At 40.4% G+C, this 19,227-nt stretch carries 16 protein-coding genes; 5 read left to right on the plus strand and 11 right to left on the minus strand.

From position 1 onward, the window contains the following. Positions 1-5: 5 nt before the first annotated feature. A complete protein-coding gene (locus tag FA047_RS17450) occupies positions 6-548 on the plus strand; it encodes an NADPH-dependent FMN reductase (RefSeq protein WP_136837364.1) in 543 nt (180 codons plus the stop codon). On the opposite strand, the gene FA047_RS17455 is transcribed toward FA047_RS17450, so the two are convergent. After that, on the minus strand, positions 535-1,653 hold the full coding sequence (locus FA047_RS17455; RefSeq protein ID WP_136837365.1) for a metallophosphoesterase family protein: 1,119 nt from the start codon (positions 1,651-1,653) through the stop codon (positions 535-537). The two genes, FA047_RS17450 and FA047_RS17455, sit on opposite strands and share 14 nt — an antisense overlap. A 179-nt stretch (positions 1,654-1,832) precedes the next feature. Here FA047_RS17455 and FA047_RS17460 point away from each other — a divergent pair, with 179 nt between their 5' ends. Beyond that, positions 1,833-3,878, plus strand: a complete 2,046-nt coding sequence (locus FA047_RS17460) for a M13 family metallopeptidase (protein WP_225872774.1) — start codon at positions 1,833-1,835, stop codon at positions 3,876-3,878. Positions 3,879-3,924: 46 nt separating this feature from the next. On the opposite strand, the gene FA047_RS17465 is transcribed toward FA047_RS17460, so the two are convergent. The 4 genes from FA047_RS17465 to recJ all read right to left on the minus strand — a co-directional run bounded on the left by FA047_RS17465 (position 3,925) and on the right by recJ (position 8,426). After that, entirely contained in the window at positions 3,925-4,353 is a 429-nt protein-coding gene (locus FA047_RS17465) for a CBS domain-containing protein (protein ID WP_136837366.1), read from the minus strand. Between the two features lie 95 nt (positions 4,354-4,448). Continuing rightward, the gene (locus FA047_RS17470) at positions 4,449-5,960 is read right to left on the minus strand and encodes a GH3 auxin-responsive promoter family protein (RefSeq protein ID WP_136837367.1); all 1,512 of its coding nucleotides are present in this window, start codon (positions 5,958-5,960) and stop codon (positions 4,449-4,451) included. An 18-nt stretch (positions 5,961-5,978) separates the two neighbouring features. Next, a complete protein-coding gene (gene lptB / locus FA047_RS17475) occupies positions 5,979-6,713 on the minus strand; it encodes an LPS export ABC transporter ATP-binding protein (protein WP_136837368.1) in 735 nt (244 codons plus the stop codon). A gap of 9 nt (positions 6,714-6,722) precedes the next feature. After that, complete coding sequence (gene recJ, locus FA047_RS17480) at positions 6,723-8,426, minus strand: single-stranded-DNA-specific exonuclease RecJ (RefSeq protein ID WP_136837369.1); 1,704 nt, start codon at positions 8,424-8,426, stop codon at positions 6,723-6,725. Between the two features lie 105 nt (positions 8,427-8,531). On the opposite strand from recJ, the gene FA047_RS17485 reads away from it, so the two are divergent. Continuing rightward, a complete protein-coding gene (locus tag FA047_RS17485) occupies positions 8,532-9,296 on the plus strand; it encodes an MBL fold metallo-hydrolase (protein WP_136837370.1) in 765 nt (254 codons plus the stop codon). Here the strand turns inward: FA047_RS17485 and FA047_RS17490 are convergent, their stop codons facing one another. The 5 genes from FA047_RS17490 to FA047_RS17510 form a co-directional block, all read right to left on the minus strand. After that, on the minus strand, positions 9,297-9,698 hold the full coding sequence (locus tag FA047_RS17490) for a response regulator (RefSeq protein ID WP_136837371.1): 402 nt from the start codon (positions 9,696-9,698) through the stop codon (positions 9,297-9,299). It lies immediately after the preceding gene. Between the two features lie 140 nt (positions 9,699-9,838). After that, entirely contained in the window at positions 9,839-10,432 is a 594-nt protein-coding gene (locus FA047_RS17495; RefSeq protein WP_136837372.1) for a YceI family protein, read from the minus strand. A 118-nt stretch (positions 10,433-10,550) separates the two neighbouring features. Further along, a complete protein-coding gene (gcvP, locus tag FA047_RS17500; protein ID WP_136837373.1) occupies positions 10,551-13,430 on the minus strand; it encodes an aminomethyl-transferring glycine dehydrogenase in 2,880 nt (959 codons plus the stop codon). Between the two features lie 55 nt (positions 13,431-13,485). Continuing rightward, positions 13,486-14,052 carry a hypothetical protein gene (locus FA047_RS17505; protein WP_136837374.1) on the minus strand — a complete coding sequence of 189 codons (567 nt, stop codon included), beginning with the start codon at positions 14,050-14,052 and terminating at the stop codon, positions 13,486-13,488. Positions 14,053-14,064: 12 nt separating this feature from the next. Next, the gene (locus FA047_RS17510) at positions 14,065-14,784 is read right to left on the minus strand and encodes a pyridoxine 5'-phosphate synthase (RefSeq protein ID WP_136837375.1); all 720 of its coding nucleotides are present in this window, start codon (positions 14,782-14,784) and stop codon (positions 14,065-14,067) included. A gap of 97 nt (positions 14,785-14,881) precedes the next feature. Here FA047_RS17510 and FA047_RS17515 point away from each other — a divergent pair, with 97 nt between their 5' ends. Beyond that, complete coding sequence (locus FA047_RS17515; protein WP_136837376.1) at positions 14,882-16,120, plus strand: thioredoxin family protein; 1,239 nt, start codon at positions 14,882-14,884, stop codon at positions 16,118-16,120. A 213-nt stretch (positions 16,121-16,333) separates the two neighbouring features. Further along, positions 16,334-17,233 carry a sterol desaturase family protein gene (locus FA047_RS17520; protein WP_136837377.1) on the plus strand — a complete coding sequence of 300 codons (900 nt, stop codon included), beginning with the start codon at positions 16,334-16,336 and terminating at the stop codon, positions 17,231-17,233. 104 nt (positions 17,234-17,337) lie between these two features. Here FA047_RS17520 and ahcY read toward each other — a convergent pair whose 3' ends face one another. Next, positions 17,338-18,654, minus strand: a complete 1,317-nt coding sequence (ahcY, locus tag FA047_RS17525; RefSeq protein WP_136837378.1) for an adenosylhomocysteinase — start codon at positions 18,652-18,654, stop codon at positions 17,338-17,340. Positions 18,655-19,227 lie beyond the last annotated feature (573 nt).

The raw sequence follows: 19,227 nt of genomic DNA on the forward strand, positions 1-19,227 counted from the left end.
TATATATGAAAATCCTAGCATTTGCCGGAAGTACAAGCAGACAATCCATTAATCGTAAACTCGTTCGTCACTCACTTAGTTTTTTCCCGGATAATGACATTACATTCCTGGATCTTAATGATTTTGAAATGCCGGTATTTTCTGTGGATAAAGAAAAATCCGACGGTTATCCGGAATATGCCCACCAGCTTTTGTCATTGATTGAGGCTGCGGATCTGGTTATACTTTCTTTGGCTGAACACAATGGAAGTTACAGCACTGCTTTTAAGAATACACTCGACTGGTGTTCCAGGATTAACGGAAAGGTATTTCAGGATAAGCCTGTATTTTTAATGAGTACCTCTCCCGGTGGCTTTGGAGGAGGAAATGTAATGGCAGCAGCATTATCCCGGTTTCCAAAGATGGGTGCAAACATCATTACTCACTTCTCATTGCCGTCATTTCACCAGAATTTTCAGGAAGAAAATGGAATAGTTAGTGAAGAACTGTCAACCCTGTTCCTCACCGCTATTGATGAGGTGAAAAACCATTTTGCTACCTACCCGTAAGATCGATTACGAATTCATCAAACAGTGCTGCGGATCCATAGTTTTCAAAGGGCATAGTATAATATTCTCCTTTAATTGTAAAGCGGAAAGGTGTTTTTTCAATGGCTATTTTTAAAAATCCATGACGGTCATCACAATAATTTATAAGCTGGACATTTTCAAGCAATTCATTGTCAGTTCTATATGTGTTGTCAAATGGATCTGCCAGCTGATGCAGCTCTTCGAAACCTCCCGCACCAGCTACAATAAAAGGAACGCTCTTCCCATCTTCGTATGTCTTGATGAATCTTTGATAATTGTGTACATGACCGCTAAATATGAGATCAGGTTTTACAGCTGCTGCTGTAAAACATTCTTCCACAAATCGAATCATAGGCATACTAGAACCATGATTGAAGTCTGCTGAATATGGCGCATGGTGCATACAAATAATGATTGCTTTTTCAGGGTGCTCGGTTGCCGTATGTTGTAATTCTTTAATAAACCAGTTTTTTTGCTCCTGTGTAATGTGACCATATTTGGGAACATTTGTGTGCAATCCAATAATAGTAGCGAGGGGTGTTTGCATTGTCCAGTAAACATGGGGCTGCGTCTGGCTTTTTCTGATCCGGTTTTCGCCAAAATGTATTGTCCGCGGAACAGTATTGCAAAAAGCTGTATAAAAAGCTTCAAGGCTGTCATAATTTTCATCCGCATCAGGATTAACGTCAGTGTCGTGATTTCCTGCGATTGCATAAATTGGAGCCGGATATACCTCAAAAGGTTTTAAGAATTGTGCATCATACTGTTGGGCTTCACCATAATGGTAGACAAGATCACCAAGGTGATACAGGAATGCAGGCTCATCACTTGTGGTTAAAGCATTCTTACATTGATTGGTTAGCTGATCAGCCAATCTTTGTTGGGTATCTGCCGATTTAACCCCGCCCGTATCGCCAACCATATGAAAGACGAGCTTCTTAGTTAAACTGTCTGCCGGCTGTTCATCAAGTGTCAATCTGTAAGGATAGCTTCCCGCCGGCAAAGGTAGCGGCTGGATTTTATGAAGGTCGTCAATCTGCTCAGTTTTGAATACGGCAGAGTAAAGAATTTTGGTGCTGATCATAATGTTATCGCTTTTGGTGATCACAATAAAGTTAACTACCTAATATTAAGACAATATTAAACAGGCATTATATTCTTTTCCATCGGATTTGGTATGTAAATTTTTCATTCTTTATTTAAGATCAGCATGAATGCTTGCACAGATTTATCTAAGTTTGATTAAACACTAACCTAAAATTCATGATGAAGAAAACTAAAAGTCCTTTTAGGATCCCTGTTGTTGCTAGCGCAATATTAATATTTGCAGCCTGCAATAATCCGGATAAACAGATGGATCTCCATTCAGGTATCATATTAAAAAATATGGATACCACAGTTGTTCCCGGCGATAATTTTACCGATTATGTAAATGGAATATGGATGAAAAATACCAAAATGCCTTCAGACAAATCCAGGTATGGGGTAATGGCGATGATAAACGACAAGGCGCAGGAAGATGTGAAGGCGATTATTGAAAATGCGACAAAGAGCGGGGGTAAGGATGGTTCTGAAGAACAAAAGATTGGTGATTTTTACGATTCTTATCTAAACACAAAAGTTCGTGATTCTATAGGCCTTGCTCCTTTAAATGAAGAGTTTAAGAAAATTGAGGCAATCGCTTCGGCAAAGGACCTGACTGCCTATTTCGCGCATGCAAATAAAGTAGGTTATAAAATACCTTTTAATGTCAGTGTCAGCGAGGATTTTAAAGATCCAAAACGCTATATGCTATTGACCTGGCAGGGAGGTTTAGGTCTGCCGGACAGAGAATATTATGCTCTTAAAGATGCTAAATCTGCAGAAATCAGGACTAAATATATTGCACACATTGAGACCATGTTAGGTCTGGCAGGTATTCCTGACGCCAAAGCTAATGCTGCACAGATTATGGCACTGGAAACATTGCTCGCATCTAAGCAGATGAAAAAAGAAGAAACCAGAAATATTGCTGGCCTGTATAATAAATACGCGGTGAAGGACTTAAAAACCCTTACCCCTGATTTCGACTGGAATACCTTATTGTCTGAAGCAGGTATTAAAAATTCAGATAGTCTTGTGGTCACCCAGGTTGCTTATACAAAAGACCTCAATGCAATTATTAAGAATACTCCGCTGACTACCTGGAAGACCTATTTGAAATGGAGCGCCGTAACGGGATCTGCTTCTGTTCTGAATTCTGCTCTTGATCAGGAGAATTTTAATTTCTACTCAAAAACGTTAAATGGTGTAAAAGAACAAAAACCGCAATGGCGCAGGGCGGTTGATGTGGTGAACAGCAATCTTGGTGAGATGGTCGGTAAACTCTATGTGGAGAAACATTTTTCACGGGAAGCAAAGGATAGGATGCTGAAGCTGGTAGACAATTTATTGAAAGCTTATGAAGCCAGCATCAAAACATTAGACTGGATGAGTCCTGAAACCAAGAAACAGGCGCTGGATAAAATCAATAAATTCACCCCCAAAATTGGGTATCCTGATAAATGGAGAGATTACAGCTCACTTAAGATTGTTAAAAATGATCTTTTTGGAAACATGCAGCGTGCTGCCGAATTTGAATACAACCGTACCATAAACAAACTTGGTAAACCAGTAGATCGTACAGAATGGGGGATGACACCTCAAACGGTAAATGCTTATTATAATCCTCCAATGAATGAAATCGTTTTTCCTGCCGCAATTTTACAACCGCCATTTTTTGATATGAACGCAGAAGATGCTGTAAATTACGGGGGAATCGGCGCTGTAATCGGACATGAAATTGGTCATGGTTTTGATGATCAGGGAAGTACTTTTGATGGAAATGGTGTGATGCGCAATTGGTGGACGGCTAAGGACATGAGTGAATTTAAAAAGCGTACCAACGCACTTATAGCACAATACAGCAGTTTCAAAGTTTTTCCTGATCTGAATGTAAACGGAGATTTCACATTGGGAGAAAATATCGGGGATCTTGGCGGTTTGAGTATTGCGATTAAAGCTTATAAAACAAGCCTATCGGATAAGCCATCACCAAAAATGGATGGCTTTACCGGTGAGCAACGCGTATTTATCGGATGGGCACAGGCCTGGTTGAGTAAATCCACTGATGAGGCTTTAAGGACACAGGTAGGTACTGATCCTCACTCTCCTGCTATGTTTAGGGTAAATGGGGTAGTGAGAAACATCCCTGAATTTTATACTGCATTTAATGTAAAACCAACAGATTCCTTATATCTGGCACCAGATAAAAGGGTTAAGATCTGGTAAGTAGATCACAATTAAGAGCCCTGGCCGTAAAGCCGGGGCTTTTTATTTAACTGCTAATGTAATTTTCCAGCTGAGATATGGTTAATTTCTGGTCAGCGATGATGAACTTAACTACGTCTCCGATTGACACCATTCCCTGTACTACATTGTCCTGCATGACAGGTAAATGCCGAATGTGTTTCTCCGTCATGATTTCCATGCACAGGTCTATGCTGTCTGCTGGCAATACCGTAATAGGGTTTGCAGTCATTACTTCTTTGATTGACGTTTCTGCCGATGATTTTCCATGCAAAATGATTTTTCTTGCATAGTCCCTCTCCGTAAAAATCCCACGCAATTCAGGCCCCTCCAGAATCAGCAAGGCGCTTATGTTTTTTTCCATCATTAGCTGAAGTGCTTCTAAAACAGATGAGTTTTCTGAAACAGAAAAAATATTAGAAGGCTTTGTGCCGAGTATTTGTTGTACTGTCTTCATAAGCGTTTAAGAATTAGCTATTTAAATTTAATGAAAAAATATTAGATAGCCATGAAGTTCAGTAAAAATATATTACCCGAAATAAGTAGACGATATCAACTCAATAAGGGAAGAATTTCTTCTACATATTTTCTGTCATTGGACAGGCGCGGTACCTTATGCTGCCCTCCAAGTTTACCTTTTGATTTCAACCAGTTGTAAAAAGTGTTACTTGGAGCATTGTGTACTTTTGGTCGTCTAAGGGCCATGTCCTTAAATCTTTTAGCATCATAGTCAGAATTAACTTCTCTTAAAGTTTCATCCAGCACGTCTATAAATCTTTCAAAATTATTGGGCTGCTGGTCAAACTCAATGATCCATTCATGACCGCCTACTTCTTCGCCTTTAAAGTAAATAGGACATGCCGTATAGTCCTTAAAAACGGCGCCTGTCGCATCACATGCCCTGCAGATGGCCTGCTCAGCATTGTCTATGATGACTTCTTCTCCGAAGGCATTGATGAAATGCTTCGTCCTGCCGGTTATTTTTATTCGATAAGGAGAAAGACAAGTAAATTGAACTGTATCTCCAATCATATACCTCCACAGGCCACCATTCGTAGAAATGATAATCGCATAATTCTTATTTAATTCTACCTGATCGAGCGCAAGCGTGTCAGGATTTTCATCTTCCATCTTTTCAATCGGAAGAAACTCATAATAAATTCCATAATCTAGCATGAGCAGCATCTCGTCTGAATTTACTTCATCCTGTATGCCAAAGAAGCCCTCAGAAGCATTATAAGTCTCCAGGTAATACATGTTGTCACACGGGATCAGTTCTTTAAACTGCTCTCTGTAAGGCTTAAAATTCACAGCGCCGTGAATATAGAGCTCCAGATTCGGCCATACTTCTAACAGGTGCTTCTTGCCCGTCATTTCCAATACCTTTTTGGCAAGCACGATTGTCCAGGTCGGAACCCCTGCAATGTTGGTTACGTTTTCTTTAATGGTAGCTTCCGCCATTTTCTCCATTTTTTCTTCGTAATTGTCCATCAAAGCAATTGATATGTTTGGCGTGCGGTAATATTCTGCCCACATCGGCAGGTTCTTGATCAATACGGCAGAAAGATCACCATAAAAAGAGTCTTCATTCAACTGGTTGATCTGGTGACTCCCGCCAAGTACGAGTCCTTTGCCTGTCAGGATCTGATTTTCAGGCCTGTTATTGCAGAAAATAGAAAGCATATCCTTACCACCCTTAAAATGACATTCCTGCAAAGATTCTTCTGACACGGGAATGAATTTACTCCTGTCATTGGTAGTGCCCGATGATTTTGCAAACCATTTGATCTCTGAGGGCCATAGGATATTCTGCTCTCCTTTGAGCATGCGCTCTATATAAGGTTTTAAAGTATCGTAATTTTGAATCGGTACGCTTTCCTTAAACTGTCTTACGGTCTCGATCGACCTGTAATTGTATTTTTCACCCCACTCTGTATCTTCTGCACTTGAGATCAGTTTCTGGAACCATTCTTCCTGTACATCATGCGGGTATTTCATGAAGAGCTCGATCTGGTGAACCCGCTTTTTCATATACCAGGTAAAGATTGAATTTACAAATGCCATGAGTCGATCTAAAGTGAATTATAAGTTTTTACTGCGAAGTACAAAGTTTGATCCGAGGTAAACCCGTCTAACCATTTCGTTTGCTGCCAGTACTTCAGGCGTGCCGGATTCCAGAATCTTGCCTTCAAATAAAAGATAGGCCCTGTCTGTGATGGATAATGTTTCCTGTACGTTGTGGTCGGTAATCAGAATGCCTATGTTCTTTTGTTTCAGCTTGGCAACTATTGTCTGGATTTCTTCTACCGCAATTGGGTCAACTCCTGCAAATGGTTCATCAAGTAAAATGAAGTTAGGACTGGCGGCGAGCGCCCTCGCTATTTCTGTCCGTCTTCTTTCTCCTCCTGAAAGCAGGTCGCCACGATTTTTTCTAACCTTGTGTAAGCTAAATTCGTTAATCAATTCCTCCAGTTTCTCATGACGCTCTTCTTTATTCATCTTAGTCATTTCCAGAATGGCCATGATGTTGTCCTCAACAGAAAGCTTTCTGAAAACGGAAGCCTCCTGAGCCAGATAGCCGATGCCTTTTTGTGCCCTTCTGTACATAGGATCGGTCGTAATCTCTTCCTCGTCTAAAAAAATCTTGCCTTCGTTCGGTTTAATTAAGCCAACGATCATATAAAATGAAGTGGTCTTCCCCGCACCATTCGGGCCAAGTAAACCAACGATTTCACCCTGACTCACATCAAAAGAAACATCGTTTACTACAGTCCGCTGTTTATATTTTTTTATCAGATTCTCCGCTCTTAATATCATCCAGGTGTATTAATTATCTATGTTTATCGCTTTAATATTTAACTGCAGTTTCTTTTGGTCTTTCCAGACGTTTTCTTCTACGGTATAACAAACAGAAAAAGGTCTGTTTGGTTGTAAAAGTTTTTCATATTCCGCAAGGCCGAAACCAATGCTTTCAAAAATAACGGAATTTTGTTGTTTTAAGTTTAATTTTAAATGTTTTGTGCCAACAACATATGGCCTTCCTGCAATGGATACGTTATGGGTAACAAAAACCGGAGCTGGATTATGGGGTCCAAATGGTGCCATTTGAGCTATAATCCGCTGGAACTTACTGGTTATCTGATCAAAATTAATCTCTGTATCTATGTTGATCTCCGGACAAAGTAAATCGTCAGTGATGGTGGAGGCAACTATCTGCTCAAACCTCTCAGAGAACGAACCTATGTTTTCAGGTTTTATCGTAAGGCCGGCAGCAAATTTATGTCCGCCAAATTGTACCAGCAGATCTTCACATCCAAGGAGGGCCTCGTAAAGATCAAATCCTGCTACTGAACGTGCAGAGCCTGTCAATAGTCCATTCGACTCAGTTAGTACTACTGTAGGTCTGTAATATTTCTCGGTAAGACGTGAAGCAACGATTCCTATGACACCCTTGTTCCAGCTCTCATGGTAAACCACAGTCGTCTTTTTGTTGATCAGGATCTCACATTCATCTATCAATGCAAGCGCTTCGGCAGTGATGTTCTGATCTGAAGTTTTTCTTTCGGTATTCTGAAGATTGATGAATAAACTTTGCTCCTGTGCCAGCAGGTCTTCATCGCAGATCAGCATCTTTACGGCCTGGTTGGCGTGATCCATTCTGCCCGCGGCATTAATTCTCGGTGCCAGCGCAAAAACTACATCAGTAAGGCTATAGTCTTTATTTCTGCCTGAAATATCCATCAGTGCCTTAAGGCCTATGCAAGGATTTGTGTTTAATTTAACGAGTCCGTGATAAGCCAGAATCCGGTTCTCATCCTCAACAGGGACGATATCAGCAGCGATACTAACCATTACCAGGTCCAGATATTGCTCATATCTTTCGGCTGGCAGGTCGTTTTTTATACAATAAGCCTGTGCGAGTTTAAAGCCGATGCCGCAACCGGCAAGTTCCTTAAATGGATATGGACAGTCACTGCGTTTTGGATCAAGAATAGCGACTGCCATTGGTAGTTCTTCTCCCGGCAAATGGTGGTCGCAGATGATAAAATCTATTCCTAAAGTATTGGCATAAGCTATTTTTTCGCCGGATTTTATTCCGCAATCCAGCGCAATGATCAGACTGAAGCTATTTTCTTTGGCATAATCTATTCCGGTCGTTGAAATTCCATAGCCTTCTTTATGGCGGTCGGGAATGTAGTATTCAATCGCAGTCGTAAAAGCCGTGAAAAAACTATAAGCCAGTGCCACGGATGTTGTTCCGTCTACGTCGTAGTCGCCATAAATCAGGATTTTCTCATTGTTCTTTAATGCAGTCTCTATTCTGAGAATAGCTTTATCCATGTCTTTCATTAAAAAAGGGTCATGAAGATGCGCCATTTGCGGACGAAAATAATCCCGTGCCTGGTCGAAGGAAGAAATGCCACGATGAACCAATACCTGGGCCAGACTATTGTCTATATTTAATTGTTGTGCAAGCGATTCAATCGTTTCTTTATTGCCCTTTTCGGCTTGCACCCATCTTTTCTTCATTAGAATATCTCGTTTTTATCGGGAACCGGAACATGAAGTTCATACAGGTTCCATATCTTTGCATATGATATCGTAAATATATCATTTAATTTAATTACTACGCCATTGCAAGTTTTCACATTATATGAAGGCACTTATTCTGTAGCCGCTGATAAGAAATTTATTCCCTTTAACCCGGAAATTGACAATCCGAAAGACCGTCCGGCTTCTTTGTTTGTCAATATACAGCCTTTTCTGGTTAAGCTCAAAAATCATCTGGTGTTATTTGATACAGGATTAGGATATAGTGATGATGCTGGTGAACTCCTGCTTCACAACAACATTAGGAAGGCCGGTTTTAATCCTGATGATGTAGATCTGGTACTGATGTCTCATTTGCATTTTGACCATTCCGGGGGAATGATACATCATGTAAATGACAAGATAGAGTTGAGCTTTCCCCATGCCACCTATGTGATTCAGCAAGGCGAATGGGAAAGTGCATTTACAAACACTTCATCTTCTTATAAAACCGAAATCTTTGATTTTCTTCAGCGTAATGCACAGCTAAAGTTCATTGAAGGTTCAGGTCAGCTTACCGACGAGATTAGCTATGAACTTACCGGCGCCCATACACCATTCCACCAGGTATTCCTGATTACTGATGGACAGGAAAAGGTTTTCTTTGGTGGTGATGTATTGCCGGAGCCTGAAGAGTTGCTTAGAAAATTCATTGCCAAGTATGATTTTGATGGAAGGAAAGCAATGGAGTTGAGGGAAGAATTCGGGAAAAAGGCAGCCGCTGAAAATTGGAAATGCTTGTTTTACCATGCAAAATCTAAAGCAACGGGGCATGTGACCTTAACTGACGGGCAATTTAAAATAACTTGATCAGGGAGTAACTAAGCGAAGCAGCTCTGAAAGTCTTTCTATAGTAAGTGGCTTGGAAATGAAACCTTTAATGGTTTTGTAGCTCTTTGCCTTTTCGATATCGTTTTCATAAACCGAAGAAGAAAGCATGTACATGTCTGATTTTTGAGGAAGATTAAGTTGTTCATAAGCCTCAAGAAATTCCCAGCCGTTCAGTATAGGCATGTTAATATCAACCAGCATAAGTTGGGGAAAAACATCCCGATTATCAGCAATTTCGGTCAAATATTCCACAGCTAACTGGCCGTTACTTCTGGATACCATGTTAACTTTATAGCCTGTTTTTTCTACGATTTTTCTAATGATGAATATATTAATATCATCATCGTCAATGACAAGAAGGTTGATTACAGAATCTGCCATATAATTTCAAAAAACAGGAGGGGATTGATCATTTACTAAGTTATAAATAAAATACAAATGTTTAAACTCCTATTGTCTTATGTAACAAAAAAAAAGCCATTATGTTTATAATGACTTTTTCTTTAGGATGTTAGTCCAAATTATTTTTTTGCAACTAGTTTAATCGCAAGCTCAAATTCATCATAGATCATTTTATCACCCACATCAGGGAACATTCCTTTTGATCTGTATTTAATTCCGTATTTAGTTCTGTCAACCAGCACTTTATCAGCATTTGCTGTTACGGTTCCATCTGCATTCCAGGTAATTGTTGCTGGAAAAGTAATAGAATTGGTGATGCCTTTGATGGTAAGGTCGCCAGTAACATTTACCGTGCTTCCACTTGCAGCGGCTACTTTTTTGATGACAAAAGCAGAGGTTGCAAATTTATCTGCTCCAAAGAAATCATCAGCTTTTAAGTGCCTTTCCAGATTAGCACTTTTGTCGGCATCTTTAATAGTGGTCATGTTGATCGTAAAATTACCGCCTGTTAATTTTTTGCCGTCAAATAATAGATCGCCGGATTGCAGGTCAATAGTTCCATTGTGACTTCCGGTGAGCTTTTTACCTACCCATGTCAATGTAGATTTCGTAAGGTCAACTTTATAGGTAACTGGTTTAACTGGAGCAGCTATAAAGGCCGAAGATGCGACTACTATAAGAAGTAATGCCAAAGAGGTGATTTTTAATTTCATTGTTCTTTTATGTTTTAGTTTTTAAACTAAGAACCTGTCTTAGCCTTTTGATACATTGTTAGAACACAAATGTATCAAAAGGTTTAACCGGTTAGATTAATCTATAATAAGATTTTTGTTACGCGAAGCTTTCTTCATAGCTCTCGATAGGAGGGCATGAACAAACCAATGACCTGTCGCCATAGGAATCATTCACCCTGCCCACTGATGGCCAGAATTTATAAGCTGCCACATAAGGAAGAGGGAACGCAGCAGTTTGTCTGCTATAGCTATGGTTCCACTCATTGCCGGTTACTACGGTCGCTGTATGTGGAGCATTTTTCAATGGATTGTCTGTCTTGTCCATTTCACCTGCCTCTACCGCAGTAATTTCATTTCTGATGGCGATCAGCGCATCACAGAAACGGTCAAGCTCGTGCTTAGGTTCACTCTCTGTAGGTTCCACCATTAGTGTTCCTGCAACCGGGAATGATACTGTAGGCGCATGGAAGCCATAATCCATCAAACGTTTTGCAATATCAACTACCTCAATTCCGAAGTTTTTGAAGCCGCGGCAATCCAGGATCATCTCATGTGCACAACGGCCTTTTGAACCTGAATACAATACCGGGTAGTGTTGCTCCAGACGTGCTTTCATATAATTCGCGTTTAAGATCGCGTACTTTGTAGCATTTGTTAATCCTTCTCCACCCATCATTGCGATGTAAGCATGGGAAATGATCAGAATAGAAGCAGAACCCCATGGCGCAGAGGATACCGCGTGAATAGATTTTCCTTTATCAATATCCACAACTGCATGTCCCGGAAGGTAAGGAATAAGGTGTTTTGCAACGCCGATTGGACCCATGCCAGGACCACCACCACCGTGAGGGATACAGAATGTCTTATGTAAATTCAAGTGACAAACGTCAGCGCCAATATTTGCCGGACTTGTTAATCCAACCTGTGCATTCATGTTTGCTCCATCCATATATACCTGACCTCCATTTTCATGGATGATGTTACAGATATCAATAATGCTTTCTTCAAACACACCATGTGTAGACGGGTAAGTAACCATCAAACATGATAGATCTGTAGCGTATTGTTCTGCTTTAGCTTTAAGGTCATCCACATCAATGTTTCCGTTCTCCAATGATTTTACAACAACGATTTTCATGCCTGCCATTGCTGCAGAAGCCGGATTGGTTCCGTGTGCAGATGAAGGAATCAAAGCGATGTTACGGTGATCATCACCACGGTCCTGATGATAAGCCCTGATGACCATCAGTCCGGCATATTCACCTTGTGCACCGGCATTAGGCTGTAAGCTCATCGCAGCAAAGCCTGTGATTTCACTTAACCATCTGTCCAGTTCGTTAAATACAGTATAATAACCAGCTACCTGATCAGCAGGAGCGAAAGGATGGATTCTTCCAAATTCCGGCCAGGTTACAGGAATCATTTCAGTAGTTGCATTCAGTTTCATGGTACATGAACCCAAAGCAATCATAGAATGACAAAGCGAAAGATCTTTAGTCTCTAATGATTTGATGTAACGCAGCATTTCATGCTCTGAATGATGCGCATTGAAAACCGGGTGACCTAAGTATGCTGAAGTACGTTGTAGTTTTTCAGGGATTACAGAGGTGATATTTTTGTCATCAGCAAGCTCTACAGCATCAGATGCAATTGCTTTTACTTTTGAGAAGATCTTAACCAACAATTTAATGTCTTCCGCAGAAGCGGTTTCATCTAATGCGATGGTTACAATACTTCCATTGTAATTTAAGTTTATCTCATTGTCAATACACTCTCTGTGGATCGAATCAACAAGATCGCCAAGGTCTAACTGAATCGTGTCAAAATAAGCACTGTTCAATTGTTTGTAACCTATTTTCTCCAGCGACTGGGCTAGGTTTATAGCCAGGCCGTGAGTACGTTCAGCGATTAATTTTAATCCTTTCGGACCATGATATACGGCATAAAAACCAGCCATAATAGCCAATAATGCTTGTGCAGTACAGATATTAGAGGTCGCTTTATCCCTGCGGATGTGTTGCTCTCTGGTCTGTAAAGCCATACGTAAAGCATAGTTGTTATTGCTGTCGATCGTTACACCGATGATACGTCCAGGAATAGAACGTTTGTATTCTTCTTTAGTAGCGAAATATGCTGCATGCGGTCCGCCAAATCCCATTGGCACACCAAAACGCTGAGTTGTACCAACAACGATGTCAGCACCCCATTCTCCCGGAGGAGTTAATAACGTTAAGCTTAAAAGATCCGCAACAACAGTAACTTTTACATTCTTCTCATGTGCATTCTGTGCAAAACCGGTATAGTCAAATACCTCACCATTTCCTGCAGGATACTGGATGATTGCACCAAAGAATTCTTCATTCAGCTCAGAAGATTGATGATCGCCGATCACCAGCTCAATTCCAAAAGGATTTGCACGGGTTTTCAGGATGTCTATGGTTTGAGGGAATAACAGTTCCGACACAAAGAATTTAGCAGCCTGCTGGTTCTTACGCAAGCTGTATTGCATAAACATCGCCTCAGCTGCTGCAGTACCTTCATCCAGTAAAGAAGCATTGGCAATTTCCATTCCCGTAAGGTCTATCACCATCGTCTGGAAATTTAACAATGCCTGTAAGCGGCCTTGCGCAATCTCGGCCTGGTATGGAGTATATTGTGTGTACCATCCCGGGTTTTCCATTACGTTACGTAAAATTACCCCTGGAGTGATCGTATCATAATATCCCTGACCTATGTATGATTTGAAAACTTTGTTTAAAGAAGCCGTTTGTCTTAAGCTGCTCAGATAGTCTTTTTCAGACTTAGCTGCCGGCAGGTTTAATGGCTGTGCCAGTCTGATCTTTTGAGGAACAGTTTGTTCAATCAATTCGTCAACAGAACCAACGCCAATTGTGGCAAGCATTGCATTTGTGTCATCTGAATTAGGTGCAATGTGGCGATCTTTAAAGTCTTCTTGGTAATGAATGTTTAAGCTCATGTAATCTTGAAATAAAAAGTTGCGCAAAGGTAATAAAAAATCCCCTTTCTTTAACCTATTCCCCGACCAATATCCATCCTGTTTCTTTCTTAAACTTTACTTTATAAGTTTTTGTGATAAAATCACTTGCAGTTCCCTTGTTTTTCAGGAATACAGCAAAATCATTCTTTACCTTTTTTAACGAAACGGTCACTTTTGCAATCCTGGAATCACTCTGTAAAAGACTGATTGGCTGTTCTTCGTCCAGCTCATAATTAACGGCTTTTACAGTAGCATGTCTTTCGTCCTGCTTTAGTATATAAGGCTTCGACTGATCTGTAAGGCTCACCATATAAAAATAGGTGCTGTCTTTAGACAGGAACTTTTTCTTTTGTTTCTGAAGCGTCAGGTCTATCAGGCCTTTTTCTTTAAGGCCTTTGTATTTTTTGAGCAAAATCATATCATTTATGCTCCTGAATCTGATTTCTCCCACATCAATTTTTGCCGTCTCATACTCAGGGTTTGATTTTAGATACGCAGTCACCAGGTCTTCCGCCGTACTTTCGTCTAAAGCCGCATTGTTTTTACAGCCTGAAGCCATAAATAGAACCAATGCAGTAAGCATTAATAGTGTGTTTTTCATGGTAGCATAGATTTAATGTTTCAATTGCTTCAGGTATAGCTGTATCGTATTTTCCAGTCCGAGATATAAAGCGTCACTGATCAGGGCATGGCCTATGCTTACCTCAAGTAAACCCGGGATGCTCTCCGCAAAATACTTAAGGTTATGCAGGTCCAGATCATGGCCGGCATTAATACCAAGCCCAATCTCGTGCGCCTTGTGGGCTGCGGCTACATATGGTAAAATCGCCTTTTCCCGGTTGTCATAATAATTGTGTGCATAAGCCTCTGTATACAGCTCAATCCTGTCTGTACCGGTCAATGCCGCCGCCTTAACCATCTCCACAATTGGATCTACGAATATAGAAACGCGTATGCCTGCAGATTTGAAAACTGCAACCATTTCTTTAAGGTAATCTTCATGTTTAATGGTATCCCATCCGTGATTTGAGGTAATTTGTCCTTCTGCATCTGGTACAAGTGTCACCTGGGCAGGCTTATTCTCAAGCACAAGGTCTACGAATTTTTGTTCCCTGCAATTTCCTTCAATATTGAATTCGGTAGCGATGACAGACTTAAGGTCATAAACATCCTTATAACGTATGTGCCGCTCGTCCGGACGAGGGTGTACAGTGATGCCTTCAGCACCAAACCGCTCACAGTCCAGCGCCACTTTTACCAGGTCAGGATTGTTGCCCCCGCGACTGTTGCGGAGCGTAGCGATTTTGTTGATGTTTACAGATAACTTCGTCATAGAGCAAATATAAAATATTGTAAAACTTTAAGGTGCTACCTGTTTGCATTATTTTCACTAAATTTAATTTGTATAAAAACATAAAAAGCCCTTAATCATGAAAAAACTAACATTATTGTTCCTGTTGCTGCCTTTTATAGGATTAGCGCAAGAAAAAGGAACCCATTTTGAACATGGCCTCAGCTGGCAGCAGGTCAAGGAAAAGGCAAAAAAAGAAAATAAATACCTTTTTGTTGATTGTTTCACTACCTGGTGCGGCCCTTGCAAGTACATGGCCAGCACTATTTTTCCTCAGGAAAAAGTAGGGACGTTCTTCAATAAGAATTTCGTGAATGTAAAAATCCAGTTCGATAAAACCAAAGACGATAATGAAGAAGTAAAAGCCTGGTATGCAGACGCTGAGTCCATGAGCAAAGAATTCAATGTCCGTGCTTACCCGACCTTCCTGATCTTTTCACCCGATGGACAATTGGTTCACCGTATCGTAGGTGGCGGCGAGGCTGATGACTTTATCGCCAGGGCAGAAAAAGCTTTGAAACCTGAAACACAATATTATACGCTGCTGAAAAAATATGAGGCAGGTAAGTCTACACCGGAAGAGTTAAGACAACTGGCCATGACTGCGGCGGGTGCTTATGATCAGGAAAATTCTGATAAGGTGTCAGCAGCATATCTGAATACACAAACCAATCTTTACACTAAAGAAAACCTGGAATTCCTTGGTTTATTTACCAATAACAGTAAAAGCAAAGGCTTTCAGTTGATGTTAAAAGAGCCTGCTAAAGTAGATGCAACCCTTGGAAAAGGTAAAGCCAATGAAACCGTAGGACGGGTAATTCTTTCAGAAGAAATCTACCCTCACCTGAGAAAACCTAATGCCAATATAGATTCTCTGATTGCCGTGGCAACCGCTAAATATCCTACTGTTGACATCAGCAAGTCAACTGACCTTTTGAAGGTTCAGGTTTATCAGGGTGCAAAAGCCTGGGACAAATTCCAGACTGCAGTGCTTGCTTATATGAAAAAATACGGTACCGAAGTAAACCCTCAGATGCTGAACAGTTTTGCCTGGACAGTCTTTGAAAACTGCAAGGATCCTGATTGCGTCGCCTCTGCCTTGGCATGGAGCAAACGCAGTGTTGATGCAACTCAGGAAAAAGAACCTGCTTTCCTGGATACTTATGCAAACCTGCTTTACAAATTAGGTAAGAAAGACGAAGCAATTGCGATGCAGCAAAAAGCAGTTAACCTGGTTGCCGCAGCAGAAAAACCGCAATACCAAGGTACCCTGGACAAAATGAAGAAAGGTGAAAAAATAGAAAGTAAAGTGGAGTAATTCGTCATCCCGAATTTATTTCACTGTTGTCCAGAAAAAATAATGGGTTAGCTTTTTAGCTAGCCCATTGCTGATATATTTGAGTTACAATACCTAGATAAAATCAACATGGGCAAGAGTAATATTTTCCTCAGACTCCTGTAAATACCCATTTTTAGGTATTGTAGTTACAGTAAAATAGTCATTTCTTTATAGTTAAACTATAACTGCGATATGGCGTTTTTTGGTGCTGATAAAATTTCTTTAAGCAAATTAACAGAACTTGAGGAGAGCTCTCCTGAAATAATTGTTTATGCAATCCCTGTAATGGCCTTTTTTACTTTCCTGGAGATTGGATTTTCATGGTTTGAGAAAAAACAAATATATAAAACCAGGGAAAGCATTGGTTCTACACTGGTTGGTCTTGGTAACGTATTTATTAATTTTTTAATAAAGACAGGCATGATCTATGGTGCTGTCTGGATTTATAATCTTGTACCCTGGCGGATGGAACTGAGTTGGTGGACAATAATACCTTGTTATTTGCTATTTGATCTTTGTAGTTATTGGTCTCACAGAATTTCTCATGAAAACCGTTTTTTATGGGCTACCCATATTGTACATCATTCTGCTGAAACCTATAATTTAACTGTAGCTTTTAGACTAAGCTGGATTCAGAACATAAAAATATTGTTCTTTTTGCCTGTAGCCTTGTTGGGCTTTCATCCAGTTGTATTCTTTGTTACCAGTCAGGTAAGTGTGCTTTTTCAGTTTTGGGTACACACGGAGTACATTGGAAGGTTACACCCATATCTTGAGTATCTTTTGGCTACACCGTCTAACCACAGAGTTCATCATGGCCGTAATGAAAAATATCTGGATAAAAATTTCGCTGCAACCTTTATTTTCTGGGACAGGATGTTTCGAACTTATCAAAAAGAAGAAGAACGACCCGACTATGGAATTACCACTCCGATAGGAAACAGGCTAAATCCGCTATTTCTGAATTTTCACGAACTCAATGACATCATAAAAGACGTGAGAAAAGCAAAGGGTTTGAAGAAGAAGCTTTTTTACCTGTTTGGAAGTCCAACAGACATTTATCATGAGAAGTTAAAAGATAAAAGTCAGTAACCTTTGATTAAATAATAAAAAAGGATGCTGCAGTTATTTTTGCAACATCCTTTTACACTGCATGGGAAAGTTGTAAAAACTAAAATCCCAGACAGTAAATCAAATTAGTATCTGTAAGCATCAGGTTTAAAAGGGCCTTCTACCGGAACACCAATATAATCAGCCTGGTGCTGATCTAAAACGTCCAGCTCTACACCAATTTTTGCAAGGTGTAAACGGGCAACTTTCTCATCCAAATATTTAGGAAGAACGTAAACTTTGTTCTCATATTTATCTGTATTCACCCAAAGCTCCAATTGCGCAAGCGTCTGGTTGGTGAAAGAGTTAGACATTACAAAGCTCGGGTGACCAGTGGCGCAACCTAAGTTTACCAAGCGGCCTTCAGCCAATAGAATGATGTCTTTACCGTCGATGGTATATTTATCTACCTGAGGTTTGATCTCAACTTTAGTATCCCCATAGTTTTTGTTTAACCAGGCTACGTCGATCTCATTGTCAAAGTGACCAATGTTACAAACGATTGCTTTATCTTTCATGGCTTTGAAATGCTCAGCACGAACGATATCGCAGTTACCAGTCGTGGTAACGATAATATCAGCTTCTAAAACCGCTGTAGCAAATTTCTTCACTTCATAACCTTCCATTGCAGCCTGCAGTGCACAGATCGGGTCAATTTCTGAAACGATCACACGTACACCTTGTGAGCTTAAAGATTCAGCAGAACCTTTACCTACATCACCATAACCGGCTACAACTGCTACTTTACCAGCCATCATTACGTCAGTTGCACGACGGATCGCATCAACTAAAGATTCACGGCAACCGTATTTGTTGTCAAACTTAGATTTTGTAACTGAATCATTTACGTTGATTGCGGGTAAGTGCAATGTTCCGTTTTTCATGCGCTCATATAAGCGGTGAACTCCGGTTGTAGTTTCTTCAGAAAGACCTTTGATGTTTGCAATTAATTCAGGGAATTTATCAAATACCATGTTTGTCAGGTCACCACCATCATCTAAGATCATGTTTAATGGCTGACGCTCAGGTCCGAAGTGTAAAGTTTGTTCGATACACCAGTCAAAGCTTTCTTCGTCTAAGCCTTTCCATGCATATACCTGGATACCTGCAGCGGCGATAGCTGCAGCAGCATGATCCTGGGTAGAAAATATATTACAAGAAGACCAGGTAACTTCAGCACCTAGTTCTACCAGCGTTTCAATTAAAACTGCAGTTTGGATGGTCATGTGCAGACATCCCGCGATGCGTGCGCCTTTTAAAGGTTTTGACGGACCGAATTCTTCGCGTAATGACATTAGTCCCGGCATTTCAGCCTCTGCCAATCCGATCTCTTTGCGGCCCCATTCTGCCAGTGAAATGTCCTTAACTTTGTAAGGAACGTAAGTTGTCTCTACTGATGACATATTATTATTATTTTTAAATGTTTCTTTATTTTAAACAGTAATCACTGCTTTCGTGATGCAAAAGTAGGCAATAGTTTAGCCAAATTCAAAAATGACGGCCGTACCATTGCATAAGTACATTGTTTTGACAGTCAAGCCTTCAGTTCGTGCTGTGGTCGTAATTGCTCCGGTACAACTGCGCTCCATCTTCGGTGTTGATTCGATCCCAATCGAACCAACACCGAAGATGATACGGAGGAGTACCCTAGTTGATACGAGCGCATAGCGAGCACAATGTAATCTGAGATTGTGTGGTCTTGAAACTTACCTGCTTCGGGTCTGCTTCGCAAAAGGGTACCCATTTTCCGAAGGAATTTTCTATCAGTTACGAATCAGTCTACTACCAGTCGAATAGTTGGACACATCCAGGGGTGACTTTCAGTAGTAATATAGAATATGTAATCTAAAATCTTTCGGCATAAATAAGGTAATGCTTGTAATTTGAGGGTAAAAACTATGCTTCAACAAGCCTAAGCCTTTGATGCTAACTGCAAGTGCAGTACATTTGTCGCGTTGAAATAGAAATTATTAAAA

Source organism: Pedobacter frigoris (genome assembly GCF_005116445.1).
Classification (GTDB): Bacteria; Bacteroidota; Bacteroidia; order Sphingobacteriales; family Sphingobacteriaceae; genus Pedobacter; species Pedobacter frigoris.